At 46.0% G+C, this 15,217-nt stretch carries 9 protein-coding genes and 1 riboswitch; of the genes, 1 reads left to right on the top strand and 8 read right to left on the bottom strand.

The annotated features are described in order from the left end of the window. Positions 1-405 precede the first annotated feature (405 nt). A complete protein-coding gene (gene hmpA / locus ERJ70_RS18140; RefSeq protein WP_209366142.1) occupies positions 406-1,629 on the bottom strand; it encodes an NO-inducible flavohemoprotein in 1,224 nt (407 codons plus the stop codon). A 214-nt stretch (positions 1,630-1,843) separates the two neighbouring features. Between hmpA and ERJ70_RS18145 the strand changes: the two genes are divergently transcribed. Next, positions 1,844-2,287 carry an RrF2 family transcriptional regulator gene (locus tag ERJ70_RS18145; protein WP_209366143.1) on the top strand — a complete coding sequence of 148 codons (444 nt, stop codon included), beginning with the start codon at positions 1,844-1,846 and terminating at the stop codon, positions 2,285-2,287. A gap of 140 nt (positions 2,288-2,427) precedes the next feature. Here the strand turns inward: ERJ70_RS18145 and ERJ70_RS18150 are convergent, their stop codons facing one another. From ERJ70_RS18150 to ERJ70_RS18180, 7 genes are all read right to left on the bottom strand, one after another. Continuing rightward, entirely contained in the window at positions 2,428-4,023 is a 1,596-nt protein-coding gene (locus ERJ70_RS18150; RefSeq protein ID WP_256439060.1) for a BCCT family transporter, read from the bottom strand. A gap of 844 nt (positions 4,024-4,867) precedes the next feature. Further along, positions 4,868-5,827 carry an ATP-grasp domain-containing protein gene (locus ERJ70_RS18155; RefSeq protein ID WP_209366144.1) on the bottom strand — a complete coding sequence of 320 codons (960 nt, stop codon included), beginning with the start codon at positions 5,825-5,827 and terminating at the stop codon, positions 4,868-4,870. A gap of 61 nt (positions 5,828-5,888) precedes the next feature. Beyond that, the gene (locus ERJ70_RS18160) at positions 5,889-6,938 is read right to left on the bottom strand and encodes an LLM class flavin-dependent oxidoreductase (protein ID WP_209366145.1); all 1,050 of its coding nucleotides are present in this window, start codon (positions 6,936-6,938) and stop codon (positions 5,889-5,891) included. Positions 6,939-7,058: 120 nt separating this feature from the next. Then, a riboswitch (SAM riboswitch) is annotated at positions 7,059-7,166 on the bottom strand. Positions 7,167-7,914: 748 nt separating this feature from the next. Then, complete coding sequence (gene helD / locus ERJ70_RS18165) at positions 7,915-10,236, bottom strand: RNA polymerase recycling motor HelD (protein ID WP_209366146.1); 2,322 nt, start codon at positions 10,234-10,236, stop codon at positions 7,915-7,917. Positions 10,237-10,299: 63 nt separating this feature from the next. Next, entirely contained in the window at positions 10,300-11,298 is a 999-nt protein-coding gene (locus ERJ70_RS18170; protein WP_209366147.1) for an LLM class flavin-dependent oxidoreductase, read from the bottom strand. 146 nt (positions 11,299-11,444) lie between these two features. After that, positions 11,445-13,274 (bottom strand): ABC transporter ATP-binding protein, encoded by a 1,830-nt coding sequence (locus ERJ70_RS18175; protein WP_374099740.1) that lies wholly within the window; start codon positions 13,272-13,274, stop codon positions 11,445-11,447. Next, the gene (locus tag ERJ70_RS18180) at positions 13,255-14,994 is read right to left on the bottom strand and encodes an ABC transporter ATP-binding protein (RefSeq protein ID WP_209366148.1); all 1,740 of its coding nucleotides are present in this window, start codon (positions 14,992-14,994) and stop codon (positions 13,255-13,257) included. The genes ERJ70_RS18175 and ERJ70_RS18180 overlap by 20 nt, the downstream gene beginning before the upstream one ends. Positions 14,995-15,217: the final 223 nt, after the last annotated feature.

Consider the following 15,217-nt stretch of genomic DNA (forward strand, 5'->3'; position numbering starts at 1 on the left):
TCCTTAATTAAGCAGAGAATAGATACATACTTCAATTATTATTTAATAACACTTGACCCATGGTTTGCAAGGATATGGATTGCTTTCCCTGTCATTAATCATGTGGAAATCAGAACACGATAACATAGCGAAGGCAAGATACGGAGACTCCTACGGGAACAGCACGAGCTGAAAATCCCGTAAGAAAGCGTCTTGTGCTTTCTGAGGAAGTTGAAGCCGTGCCCGTGGAAAGCGTAGTATCTTGCCGTAGCGATACAAAGCACCCATCAAACAACAGGATAAAAGGATCTAAGGAACTTACAAAACCAAAAAACAGGGCGAATGCTATTAGCTTTTAGCATTCACCCGGTTTTGCTTTGGTGGCCTTGCTTTTGTCCTGCCACCGAGACTATGCATTTACTTTTGTTACGAAGCAGTTTCCAAATTCATTGACGGTCCGAAAAATTCGAAATGGATGCGATTTTCAGGGACTTCCCATTCCAGCAGAAATTGATTGATTGCTGACATAAATGGAACAGGGCCGCAGAAATAAAAATCAGCTTGATTGGTGCCAAGAACTTCTTTCAGCCATGGCAATGTAACATAACCTTCTTTGTCAAAGTTTCCGGCTGCTTTGTCTGCTTCCGTCGGATCACTGTACACGACATAGCTGGTGATATCTCCATTCGTTCTTGCCAGCTCCTTCACTTGTTCGTCCAGAGCATGTACTTTTCCATTTTGGGCGGCATGAATGAAAGTGACTTTACGTCCGGGCTGTTGATCCACAATTGTCCGTAGCATACTCATCATTGGCGTCAATCCAACTCCCCCGCTCAAGAGCACGACCGGTCTGTTACTATCCAGGTCGAGCGTGAAATCGCCAGCGGGTGCACTAACCTCCATGGTGTCCTCTTCTTTCACATGACCATGAAGGTGGTTGGAGATTTTTCCATCGGGATTATTTTGTCCTTTTTCCCGTTTCACACTGATCCGGTAATACGGTTTTCCCGGCGCATCGGAAAGACTGTATTGGCGGATTTGCGTGTACGGTTCCCCCTCGATCTTCACTTTCACAGAAAGATACTGTCCTGGTAAGTAATCGGCCAGTTTGCCGCCATCTGCAGGAACGAGATAGAATGACGTAATAACATCACTTTCTTTCACCTTTTTGTCTACGATAAACGGACGGAAGTCTTTCCAGCCGCCCTCTTTTTCGGCTGCTTCCTGATACATTTCTTTTTCTACTTGAATGAACACATCAGCAATGACACCGTATGCCTCTCCCCAAGCCTCAATGATTTCATCTGTAGCCTGGTCTCCCAGCACTTCTTTTATAGCCAGGAGTAAATTCTCTCCTACAATAGGATAATGCTCCGGCTTGATACCGAGACTCCGGTGCTTGTGCGCTATTTGCTTCACAACCGGCAAAATCGTCTCAAGCTGGTCGATATGAGCCGCAGCAGCGTAAACAGCGTTGGCTAGCGCCTGTTGTTGTCTGCCCTTCTTTTGATTGGCATGGTTAAAAATATTCAATAGTTCCGGATGATTTTCAAATAAACGTTGATAGAAGCGGGTTGTAATCGTCGTACCATGTTCTTCTAAAACAGGCACTGTAGATTTTACAATTTCAATCGTTTTTTGAGTTAACATAGGATTACCTCCAGTTAAAGATGTATTATGTATACATCTTTTCACTATCCGACTATTAAAGCAATATTTGAAATACATGTTTTTGAATTTTGCCACATTCCATCCACAAATCGTTCAAATTACCGGTAAAGCAGGCGAAGGAAAAACGGCATGTTCTCTCCATCTAAAAAAATATGGTACACTTAACACATAATCAGAAAAGAGGAAGATTACTATGAAATTGACACGTTTTACTGATTATTCGTTGCGAGTACTGATGTTTTTGGCCACCCGTCCGGAAGGTCAACTGGTCCAAATCAAAACGATTTCAGCTGTTTATAATATTTCGCATAACCATTTGATGAAGGTCATTTATGAACTTGGCAAATTAGGATATATAGAGACAGTAAGAGGACGTAATGGAGGTCTGCGTCTTGCAAAAGACCCACACACCATTTCGATAGGAGAAGTAGTGCGTCAAACAGAGGAAGATTTCTTTGTCGTCGAATGTTTTGATCCCTCCAAGAAGGATACTTGCTTGATCAGCGACGCCTGCCGTTTGCAGGGTGTGCTCGGCAAAGCACTGCATGCATTCCTGGAAACACTTGACCAATATTCTCTCGGCGATTTGATCATCAACAAAGATCAGCTACAGGCTCTGATGAAGGAAGTTACGTAGAGAAAGCCCCGAATCGTTAAATAACGGTTTCCGGGGCTTTTTTTGTAAGCTCGTTTGCCTTACACTCCATTCCTGCGACTTATGGTTTCCTGTAAAAAAAATAACCGCCTTAGCAAAAGGCGGTCCATAAAATAAACATATTAATCTTCGACTAAATCCTTATCAGCTGTCTCTTCTTCCCGGACAGGCTGACTTGCTTTCGCAGGAAAGATTTGCTGTTCTTTCCCTAAAATGCGCGCCACTTTGATTGCATCCCACAATGTCGGAAGCATCAGCAAGGATACCGGCACCGCTGTCACGACAATAGAATTTTGGATAGCCGTGATACTTCCCGGATCAATTGCTAATAAAATGATCGATAGCACTCCGAATAGCAGCACCCAGAATACACGAATCCATTTTTGCGGGTGATCGTTACCGGTTAATGTGACCGCAACGGTATAGGAAATCGAATCGACCGTCGTTGCCACAAACACAAGGGTGACAATCAAGAAGCCTATTGCCAATAGTAATCCAAGCGGCATCTGATCCATGATTGCCATCACTGCGGCAGGCATGCCACCTTCGCTCAATGGATCGGAAATGACTCCCGGATTGGTTAATTCAGCATTGATTCCGCTACCACCGACAACGGTGAACCAAAAATTACTAATCAACGGCGCTACAATGGCGACTGCGATGATCAATTCCCTAATAGTCCTTCCCCGGGAAATTCTGCTGATAAAGATAGCCATCATCGGGCCATACCCCAAAAACCAGCCCCAGAAAAATACCGTCCAGGCACCAAGCCAGGCTTGATCTCCCTGATAGGTCGACATCGTCAGCATATTTTGCAAATGGAATCCTTCTGCCGAAATAAACTTATTGACAAGAAACATCGTAGGTCCTACAACCAGCATGAAAGCTGCAAGCACAACAGTCAAACTGACATTCATCCGGCTCAGGAATTGAATACCGCGATCAACACCTGTTGCAACTGAAATCGCTGCTATCACGACGAGAACGGAAATAACAATGATATTTGTTACCAAGTTATTCGGCACTCCGAACAAGGAATGCAAACCATAGGTCAGCTGCATACCGAGAAAACCGATTGGTCCCATGGTACCGGCTGCAACCGCCACAATCGAAACAATGTCGGCTACTGTGCCGACTACACTCTTTTGAAAGATTTTTTCACCAAACAGCGGGTAAAGCATCGCCCTCGGTTTCAACGGATAACCTTTATGATAATGAGCATACATGAGAACGATGGTTGCCAGAGTTCCCAAAATCGCCCAAGCCATAAAACCCCAATGCATGAAACTTTGTGCTAATGCAGGGTCGATACCTGCCATGGTCGAGGAGTTGTCTTCAAACAACGGGGGATTCGTAATAAAGTGATACATCGGTTCAGAAGCCGCCCAAAACACACCTCCACTGGCCATTAATGTACATAAAATCATGGCAATCCAGCGGAAATAACTATTTTCCGGCTTCGCTTTATTACCTAACCTTACCTTTCCATACTTGGAAACGGCCAAGCCTAAGCCAATAAGCAAATTCGCTAACAGCAGCAGCTGCCAGTAAGAACCGAAATATTTGGCAGAAACGTTGAAGGATGCTGTAATCCAGCCCCCAACCATATCTAAATTCATCAGTGATAAAAGGACAAATAAAAGTAGCAGTCCTCCACTTACGATAAAAACGGGATTGTCCGTTTTGTTATTCAAACTTGTTTTTTTATCTTGTCGCACTTTTTTCCTCCTGAAAGTTAAGGAGCAAGTGCCTACAATAACGCTTCCCTCTCTCTATCTGTCATCATTGCAGACCATTGGATGGGAAATTATTCTGCTATAGAATTTATGATCATACCATTTAAAAATCGAATAATTTTCAAGTCCGAAAACCATCGGCTTGCTCTCTGAATTTTTTGCTGTGTCTAAAGTGTCTTTTTCATTCGATTTTTACTGCTAAAGGAAAACGGTCCACGTCCTTTCTTAGTTTGCCAAAGATATTAAATATTATAGGGTTTCTTTCAAACATTCGTCAAATATAATAAACAGGACAAAGGCGCAAGCGCCTGTTTAAAGGAGTACAGGCTAGAGCCGCCACGTCCTGTGGCAACGCCTGCATGACCCACATCGTCGGGGCCTCCGACAAGCTTAAGAACAGCCTCGGCGTGGCGCTTTTTGCCACACAGAGGGTGGGCTTAAGACCTCGAGGGGGTAGGCGCTGGAGCTGGACGTGGCTGGTTCAGCCAATAATTTTCCACAGACAGTCAAATTTATCATTTCCTATACAGGACAAAAGGGGTTATCCGAGAAACGATGGATAACCCCTTTCAGATTCTAGAGAAACCGTGATCTTTCTTATCCCTCTAAGGCCCCGAGAATAAATTTGTGAAGCTAAATGTTCTTATGAAAATTGAAAGACAGGATTATTTTGGGTCTTTAAAGATTATTCATCCTGGCAAAATTTCTCAAATCAGAATGGATGAGCCGTAGCATTCAGCCAAAGCCTTCTCCCGCCTGTTTATAATCATAAAGATAGATGCAAGAAAACACCCCTGGGTGGAATATAACCAATTCATGCTGCTATTTAGATAGAAACAGCGTTTTTCTGTTGCACTGCTTCCAACTCCCGCTTCAAAAACCTTGCCATTTCCAGCATGCCATACTTGTCTGCTTTGGCTTCTGCTTCGGAATTATAATTGGTGTTTGTATTGACGTCATAAGTGAAAAGCTCTCCATCTTGATTGAAAATGAACTCAATCCCTGCCACCCGGATACCATTGTCCGCCAGGAATTGTTCATACTTTTCAATAATCGGCTCGTTGAAATTCTCCACAATGCGGAACTTTGATTGATCCTCCGGTTGTTCTCCCACTGGGCAGAACAAGTCATCGATTGTGCAGGCATCTGCAGGACATAATTCGAATCCTTCCGACGTATCGACCTGAACAGCGTATAGAAACTTTCCGTCGATGAATTCACAGCGGGTAATATATGGCTCGGGTGCCTGTATATATTCCTGAACAAGGGTGATGCCATCGACCGGCTCATCAAAATCGGGGCCATCCAAGTACTCCTTCAATCCGTCGATGGTATGGAACAACTGAACTCCCAACCCTTTTCCTGCCCTGTTGTGTTTCGTGATGAATGATGCTGCATTGAGTTTTTCAGCCGCATCCACAATCTGCTCCTTGCCGACAGCTGCCAGCGTTTTCGGAGTACGGATTCCCGCTTCATTCAACGCCATATACTGATTGACCTTGCTCAATTCAAGTCGAAGTGCACTGCTGCCATTGATCACCGTGCGCCCGTGTCGCTCCAGCCATGCTAAAACCGCCTCCGTCAATTCAGGGGCATATCGATGATCTCTTGTATGGGATGAAGCACTAATCCGGCTATAAAAGATCCCTTCGGGTGGTTCTTCTGTTAAATCGACCATCCCCTGGTCTAAAAACCATTCTTCATAAGGAACCTCCAGCTCCTCCAATCGTTTGGTCAGGTGTTCGGTCCACTCACTGTTTTCATGGATTACATATACTTTGCTCATTCTGCCGTCTCCTCTCCTTGGTGTGGTTTCGTTTCAAGTTATTTAAATAACTGGCGTCTTTTTATTTAAATAACTGGCGTCTTTTTTCCTCCACAAGCGGCATCACTTGTTCTGAAAAACGTTTCATCTCTTCAAGTTGCGGGGAAAACTGCAATAACAGTAAATCCAATCCTGCTTCTTCATATGCCGCGATCCGTTCCGCAATTTGTTCCGGTGTACCAATTAAATTTGGACGAAGACCCCGATTCGAAACCGAGTAATCGTTCCGTTTCACCTGCTGCTCCAGCTGTGACTTGCTGATAAAATCCTGGTAACCGGCATATCCAGCCGTATCCTTCACATCGGTAATTCGTCTCCATTCTTCCAGTGCTTCTTCCTCAGTGTCTCGGCAAATTACATAAGCCGCCATACCAAACGAGTGGAATGCTGGCTGGCCGGCTTCTTCCCGCCGAACCTTCATTTCCGCTATCTTGCTTGCAATTTCATCGACCGTGCCTCCGTGCATGACATAAGCGTCACAGGAATCGACAATCGCCTGTTTGCCACGGTCGCTTTCGCCTCCCGCATACACAGTCGGATAAGGTTTTTGAACCGGCTTGGGAGCCAGCTTGGCATTGTTCACTTCATAATAGTTGCCATGGTAAGAGAATGTCTCTTCCTGCCACATCCCTTTTAACACATCCAGAAATTCTTCTGTCCGGTCATACCGCTCATCGTGAGCGGTAAACGCTCCACCATATTGTTTCGCTTCTTCTTCCCACCACGCTGAGACAACGTTCAGTGTGAACCGGCCGTTACTGATATGATCAATGTTCGCTGCCATTTTTGCTGCTACAGCAGGATTGTGGAACCCGGGACGTACCGCGGTCATGATTTCAATTTTTTCCGTCACTGCTGCCAGTCCGGCTGCTGTCGACCATGCTTCCAGGGAATCGGCATCGATTCCTTTTATGTCGTTTAAATATAACTCAGCAATCAGCGTGGTATCATAGCCCCATTTTTCTGCTGACTGAATCACTTGTTTGGCATAATCAAAGGTTGGGGGCATCTGTTCATCCTCTACGTTTCGCAACCATCCGCCGAAAATCGGCAGCCAAAATCCATACTTCATGTTATCTCTCCCCTGCCTGAATACTAATGATTTTTTGTTTCCGAATAAGACCTTAGTCGAAACCGAGTGTTATAAAAAAGCCTTCTCCCGGAGAGGAAGAAGGCTTTTTTGTCAATCTGCTTCTTATCTCTCAGAGTACATTTACTCTGCAGGATTTGGCACCTTCCTGAATTATCAGTGGGTTGCCGGGCTTCATCGGGCCTTTCCCTCCGCCTCTCTTCATAAGAATCGTTATTCGGTTGAAGTAATCTTATCAAATAACTCGGGTTAATTGCAACTGGTTGATTTCCCTAATTACATTGATTTTGTTTTTCATAAAACCTATAAACTGTGAATTAACTTGAATGTGTCTTCCTGACATCCGGCCTTTATTTAGGTTGGAGAACAGCGCTGAGGAAATACCCTACGCTTTCCGCGGGCGGCTGGTGAGCTTCCTCGAGCTAACGCTCTGCGGGATCTCTCCGAGGCCTTTGCTCCCGCAGGAGTCTCCGGGTATTTCCTCAGCTAGGAATAGCTTCCTGTTTTTAAGCGAGTATACTAGACATATTTTTCTTCATTCAATAGCATGAAACATCTTATCAAAAGACATTTCTAGGAAAACAAGCAGAAAGACCGAGAGAAGAGGAAAAGACGTACATATCCTCACAAGCGTTTTATTAAGAGGTTTAATGCCTGCGATAATCAGCAAACTTCTTAGCGCAGGTAGCATACGAAGACTCCAGCGGGAACAGCGCGAGCTGAAGATCCACTTGGTAAAGCGGTTTTCTTTACCAAGTTAGCTGAAGCCGTGTCCGCGGAAAGCGAAGTATGCTACCGAAGCGGTGGGTAACACGCTTTTTGAATAGGCAACGGAGCTTCCCATTAAAGTTACTGCATAGTTTCTATCAACTCTCAAGACGAAACAATAAAGTCTAGGAAAAGTGTGCTTGTTTTGGCTGACGCCCAATTCGGACGGAAATGGTTAGATTTCTCTTGCCTAAGCCCTGTCATACAAGTCTTCCGGTAGCTGTTGCAAAAAGGCGGACACTGGACCGATCGAGAACACAGCCAGTTCATGCATCGCCCTCGTACATGCCGTGTAAAGCAAATTCCGCTCCAGTTCCCGGTAATATTGAGCAGCGGAAGCATTATAGATAATCGCCGCATCAAACTCAATTCCTTTTGCCAGATAAGCAGGTATCACAAGCAGCCCTTTTTGAAAGGTGTGCGTTTCTTCATCCATCAGCTTTGCTTCTGTTTCCTCGCGTAATAATTGATACGCCTCCCGGCTCTCCTCCATCGTTTTGCATATGACAGCGATCGTTTGGTGATTTGCAGCGGTATAGCCTTTTATTGTCTGCAGTAGTTGCTGTTTTAACTTTTGTTTATCAGGTACTTGGGTTAACAATGGCTTTGAACCTTCCCGGTTGAACGGCTCAATGACATCGCCGCCTGGCATAAAGGCTTTGGTAAACTCCACAATTTGCCTCGTGGAACGATAACTTCTTGTCAGGGTGATCCGTTCGTGCTTTGCTTCCAATTCAGAAGAAAGCAGGGTTTCTTCCGTGGAGGCATGCGCATAAATCGCTTGGTTGTAATCCCCTAAAAGCGTCATCCTGCTAAGAGGGAAAACCTCTTGGAAATAAGCAAACTGGAACGGGGAGTAATCCTGGGCTTCGTCGATGAATAAATGCCTGATGGACCGATTCACCTGAAAGCCGACCAGTCGATTATAAAAGTATAAGTATGGTGCAGCTTCTTCCCAGGTTAATTTTCTTTGCTCCAGTAACTCCAGTGATTGCCGGCAAATTGCCGGCCAATTTTCCGGAAGCTTTACTCCATCGACTACTAACTCAGCATCAAACAGCTTGTGAAAAGTTTTTTCCGCATGAAAGAAGCGCCGGCGCTTTATTTTTTGGCGCAACGGCTGGAAGTTATCGTCAATCACCTTTTGACGGAGCAGTTCCTCTTCGCGTACAAAGTCATAATAAGGGTCATCAGAGGATGCGTCCTCTTCCTGTAATTGCTGGTACACCGAAAGAAAGTCTTCTTTTTCTAAAAGCTGTCCTTCTTCCAATACCCAGTCCTCCTGCAGCTGTCCCTTTGCATACTTGTCCACTTGTTTCAATAACCATTTGGCAGTCGCCTCCATCCTATTCGGGAGATTCATCGCCGGATCAAGCCCATAAAAGTATTCCGCTATCAATTTTTTATCGACGATCACCGTTCCACGAAAAGTGACATTCCTGAATTCGATTCCGCCAGTATGCAATCCTTCGATAAACTGATCCATTAATTGTTTATACTGCATTCCCGCCTTGAACGTCATCGCGGATAGCCGCGTATTATAATCCGGTTCCTGGCTTGCAGCCAGGTAATATTCCATTTGGGCAAAAGGCGTTTCAATGTCAAAACGACCGCCTAGGCGCTGTTCCAAATATTCATGAAAGGTCGTCTGCTGCATGTTCTCTTCTCCCAGCTCAGGTAAAACCGTGGATACATAGCTGTTGAACAGCGGATTGGGAGAGAACAACACCATATTATCCGAAGATAATACTTCCCGGTAGCGATACAATAAATACGCGACACGCTGTAAAGCAGCGGACGTTTTCCCGCTCCCGGCAACCCCTTGGACAATCAACAAATCGTTTTTCTCATTGCGGATAATCTGGTTTTGCTCTTTTTGGATGGTGGCAACAATGCTCTTCATCTGGGTGCTGGCATTGTTGCCGAGCACGGACTGCAGCAAGTGGTCACCAATGGTTAGTCCAGTATCAAACATCCCCTTCAACTGACTGTTTCGGATAATATATTGTCTTTTCAGCTTTATTTCCCCGTTGATCGTTTCTTCCGTGGTTTGGTATGCCGCACGTCCGGGCGGATAGTCATAATAAAGGCTCGAAATCGGGGCCCGCCAATCGTAGACAAGAAACTCGTCTTCTTGTTCATCCATCAACGAAGCGATGCCCAGGTAGATTTTATCCGCTTCCTGTTCGCCATCCTCCCGAAAATCAATCCTGCCAAAGTAAGGGGATTCTTTTAATCTGGCCAGTGTCTTCAATTGCTCGCTCAGCTGTCCATGGCTTCTTTCCCGTTCCGATAACAGTTCGGCCTGCTGCTTCAGGCTCGCCTGCGTTTCAATGACGTCATCCGGTTCATCCAAGTTGACCGTGACATCTTCCCAAAAGTTTTTACGTAGGTCCAACACACGGTCCTTAATTCCGCTTTTCCTTCCCTGCAACTTTTCAGCGGTTGTGTCAATGATATTCAACACTTCGTTCAATCGTTCTCTTTCTTGCTTCCAGTCTTTTTCGTCCAAGCCGCCACACTCCTATCGGCATTCATAATGATATTGTCATACAATCGCTCCTGACCTGAAAACCTAGGAAAAGGCTTTAGCCAGAAGCTCATACCCTTTTTTCTTATCGGCAAAATAGTAGTTCATCGATGCCAACATGAACTCCTCTGTTCCGTATTCCTCACTTAGCTGCAACAGTTGGCTGCGAACTGTTTCTGGCGAGCCTACCAGCATCCGCTTTCGGTTTTCCCGGACCAGTTGTATTTCATAAGGTGCAAATTGGTATTCTGCTGCTTCTTCCGGAGGAAGGATCCCTTCTCCGGTCTCTCCTCTAGCCATTTTCAACATTTGCACATCCATGCTTTTGGCCTGCCACTCTGCTTTTTCATCCGTTTCTGCACATACGAGGAAAAATGCCGCTAACGCTTGCGGCTCTTTCTGCAATATCGATGGCTTAAAACGTCGTTGATAGCTTTTTACGACCGAACCTCCATGCTGTCCACTGATAAATTGAGCGAAAGCATAGGAAATTCCCTGACCTGACGCCAAGCCCGCACTGCCCCCGCTAGAGCCAAGCAGCCATAATTGCGGCACAGTATCGATCTCCGGCATTGCTTTCAATCCTCGAAAACGGTGGGTTTCATCGGAAGATCCCGATAAATAATGGACAAGGTCTTCGATTTGCTGGGGATAGCTATCCCCCCCCCCCGCTCCTTTATTTTCCTGCAAGGCTGCCGTGGCCAACGGGATTCCTCCCGGAGCACGCCCGACCCCAAGGTCGATTCTGCCAGGATGTAATGCTTCGAGCAATCGAAAGTTCTCCGCCACTTTATACGCGCTGTAATGGGGCAGCATCACACCGCCGGAACCGACACGGATGGTAGACGTGTGTGCTGCGATATGGGGCAGCAACACCTCCGGGCTGGAATGTGCCAACGTTTCCAAATGATGTTCCGATATCCAAAAACGGTGATAGCCGAGCTGTTCGGCTAGCTGGGCGAGTTTCACCGTATTCTGCAATGCTTCCCTGGCGGTTCCGCCCCGCGGAACCGGTGATTGATCCAATACACTATAACGTACCATGGTAACTTCCTCCTAAATAGAGAGTGCCTCTACAGGCACTGACAGGCGGCGTATCGACTCGTTTTATTTTACGACGCTTGATTATTCATTATTTTAATATGGTACATCCATAAATATGTATTTGCCAATTTCTTGCACACAACAGGTTATCCATTTTTCTGTATACTGTTGGATTGAAGCAGGGAAGCATAATAACCGTTCTCTTTAAGCAGCTCTTGATGCGTTCCCTGTTCAGTGATTCTACCAGACTGAATCACTACGATGATGTCCGCATTTTTTACCGTATTAAGCCGGTGGGCAATCACAAAACTCGTTTTCCCTTTCATCAGCTGCTGGAAGGCATTATTGATTTTCATTTCCGTAATTGTATCGACACTGCTGGTCGCTTCATCCAAAATCAACAGTGCAGGATCAGCAATCATCACTCTGGCAATGGACAGCAATTGGCGCTGGCCATGGCTGATGCCGGAACCATCGGCGTGCAGGACGGTGTCATACCCCTTCGGAAGCTTTCGGATAAAATCATCTGCATTCGCTGCTTTTGCAGCTTGCACGACCTCTTCATCCGTTGCATTCAGCCTGCCATAACGGATGTTTTCCCTGACAGTGGTTTCAAATAGATAAGAATCCTGAAGGACAATGCCCATATTCCTGCGCAGGCTTGCTTTCGTTATCTTGGAAGCATCCTCTCCATCCAGTAGGATTCGCCCTCCATCCGGTTGGTAAAACTGGGCCAGTAACGAAATCAGCGTCGTTTTACCAGCACCTGTCGGCCCAACGAGCGCTATGGTCTGCCCGGATTCTACCCGAAGGTCAATATTCGAGAGGGTCTGTTCCCCTTCCTGATAGGAGAAATCAACGGACCGGAACTCTACCGCACCATGCAATTGGTCAACACGCTTTGCTTGCGGGTCATCCTTTTCGGGTTCTTCATCTATTATTTCGAATACCCGTTCTGCCCCTGCCACTGCAGATAAGACCACATTGTACTGGTTGGCCAGATCGTTGAGCGGACGAGTAAACTGCCTTGCATACGTAGTGAAGGTGACAATGATACCGATGGAAACCAAGCCATTCACAGCAAGAATGGCACCGAATCCTACAATGATGGTGAAGCTGAGATTGTTCAGGGAGTTCATCAGTTTGGGAATAAAACCCGAGTATGTCTGCGCCCAATACCCTGATTCCCGGAGACGTTCATTCTTTTCGTGAAACGCTACTGTCACCCGTTCCTCCTGGGAGAACGCTTTGATGATATGGTGTCCAGACAAGGTTTCTTCCACATAACCGTTTACATCTCCCAAATCTCTTTGCTGTGCTTTAAAGTATCGTCCTGTCCTGTTAGTAATCCACCTCATACCCCAATACATCAGCGGTACGATTGTAAGGGTCAACAGCGTCAGTAGCGGGCTTAACCAAAGCATGATTGTAACAGTTCCCCCAAGCGTCAGCACACTCGTTGCCAGCTGGATCACGGAGGAATTTAGTGTCCTGCTTACATTTTCCATGTCATTTGTCAGACGGCTCATTACTTCACCGCTCTGTCGCTTTTGAAAAAAAGGTAAAGGCAAAAGCAGTATATGACTGAATAGCTCGTCTCGCATTGTCTGCACGGTTTCCTGAGCAATGGTGATCATCCAATAATTTTGCATCCAGACTGCACCGGACTGAGCAATAAAAATCACGCCGAGCAGGATGAGCATGAGGGTCAGTTGGCTGGTTTGGAAATCCGCAACCATGCGATCCACCGTTACACCAAGCAGATAGGGACCGAGCAGTGAAAGGGCAGAACTGAGAACTACCATGATAAGGACAAGGTAAAACAGCGTTTTTTTAGCATACATATAACGCCATATCCGTTTGAGCGTCTGCCTCATATTTTTGATGTTCGGTTTTTGCCTCGGAGCTCCGTGGTGGTGTCTGGAGGGCATTCTGGCAGGCTGCTGTCCAGATAAATTACGATTCGTTCCTTGCATGCTCGAATACCTCCACTTCTGATTGGGATTGATAGATCATGCGGTAATAAGCATTTTGTTCGATAAGCTGGCGGTGTGGACCGCTTGCCTCCAGCTCTCCATGTTTCAACAGCAATATTTTCTCGGCATTTTTAACGGAACTGATTTTGGAAGCGATAACAAAAACCGTACAGGACCGTCGACGAAGTGCCTGCAAAACCTGCGCCTCCGTATTGGCATCCAATGCGCTCGTACTGTCATCCAGAATCAGGATTTTCGGTTCGCGGATCAGTGCCCTGGCAAGGGAAAGGCGTTGTTTCTGCCCGCCCGAAAGGTTGATTCCCCGCTGGCCGATTACCGTATCATACCCCCGCGGCAGACTTTTGATGTAGTCATGGATACTGGCATCTTCAGCTGCCTGGATGACCTCCTTCTCAGACGCCTCTTCGTTACCCCATAGAAGATTCTCTCTGATGGTTCCGGAAAACAAGTGGGCCTGCTGCGGAACCATGCCGATTTGCCGCCGTAGTTGCTGCGATTCAAATGATTCAATCGGCTTCTCGTCTAAAAAAATACCGCCCCGGGTCACCGGAAACAGGCTAGGAATCAGTTGTGCCAAGGTCGATTTTCCGGAGCCGGTTTCCCCGATGACGCCCACCATTTCGCCTGCATCAGCTGAAAAAGAAACACCTTGTAGTGCCGGCTGCTTTGCTTCTGGATAACAGAAAGAGACATTTTCAAAGGTGATTTGACCCGATAGTCGTTGTTCCCTCTGATCACTTTTATCCAATTGTTCCTCAGGGTGTTCCAGCAGCACTTCGGTTATGCGTGCAGCAGATGCCTTTCCTCGTGAAAAATTCATCAATAAAAAAGAAAAGACACCGAATGAACCAAGGATTCGTGTTGCATAATTCAAAATAGCGACAACCTCGCCAGGTTGAGCATCCCCTATTTCCAGTTGGTTGGACCCTATCCATAGGATGGCGATGATTCCCGCATTCATCCCCAGCATCACGACCGGCATCACCGCCTCCATTAGCTGCAGCGCCCGTTGGTTGGTCTCCATTAGGGAATGATTAACCTTCCGGAACCTGTTCGTTTCGAAAGAGCTGCGCAAAAAAGCCTTTACCAGCCGAATACCGAGCAGGTTTTCCTGGATGATGGAATTCAGGCGGTCAATTTTCGCCTGGACCGAACCAAACAGCTTGACCCCCTTTGTCATCAGAAAAAGCATGACGAGTAGTAAAAAAGGCACGAATGCTGCCAAAATAAGCGCCAATTGTACGTTTATGGTAAAAGCCATGATGACTCCGCCTATGATAAATAAGGGCGCACGCAGCATGATTCGCATTGCCATAAAAATCAACGACTGAATTTGGGTGACGTCAGTGGTCAATCTCGTAATTAAGGAAGAAGCCGCGAATCGTTGAATTTGCATGACGGAAAACCGCTGAATCCGTTCGTACACATCCCTTCGCAAATCATACGCCGTTCCCTGGCTGACTTTTGAAGCAAAAAAGGAATTAAGGATGCCGGAAGCAAAGGCGAGGATAGAAATGCCGAGCAGGACTGCCCCCCAAAAGCCAATACTTCCTATATCGCGCTGCACTACCCCTTTATCGATAATCGATGCCATAATAACCGGCTGAATCAATTCGACGACTAGCTCGAATGCCATCAAAAACAAAGCAAAGCCAGCCGCTGTTTTATATTTGGCTACATATGTAATGATTTCCTTCATCTCTATTTCCCCCGTAATGTGCCGTTAAAAAAGATTGTTACTAATTATTATACGTCATTGACAGGAAGGTATGGCGGTTAGCGGTTTAATTTTCGAGGTTTCATTTCCGAGAATCGGAAAAAGCAGATTGCAAATTCCTTTTTATTTGAGAGGGTATCAGCTAAACTATTTAGTGTTACGAAATATTTTGAAAGAAGTGACCCATTATCACGACACAGGAGAA

The organism is Sediminibacillus dalangtanensis (assembly GCF_017792025.1).
Taxonomy (GTDB): Bacteria; Bacillota; Bacilli; order Bacillales; family Amphibacillaceae; genus Sediminibacillus; species Sediminibacillus dalangtanensis.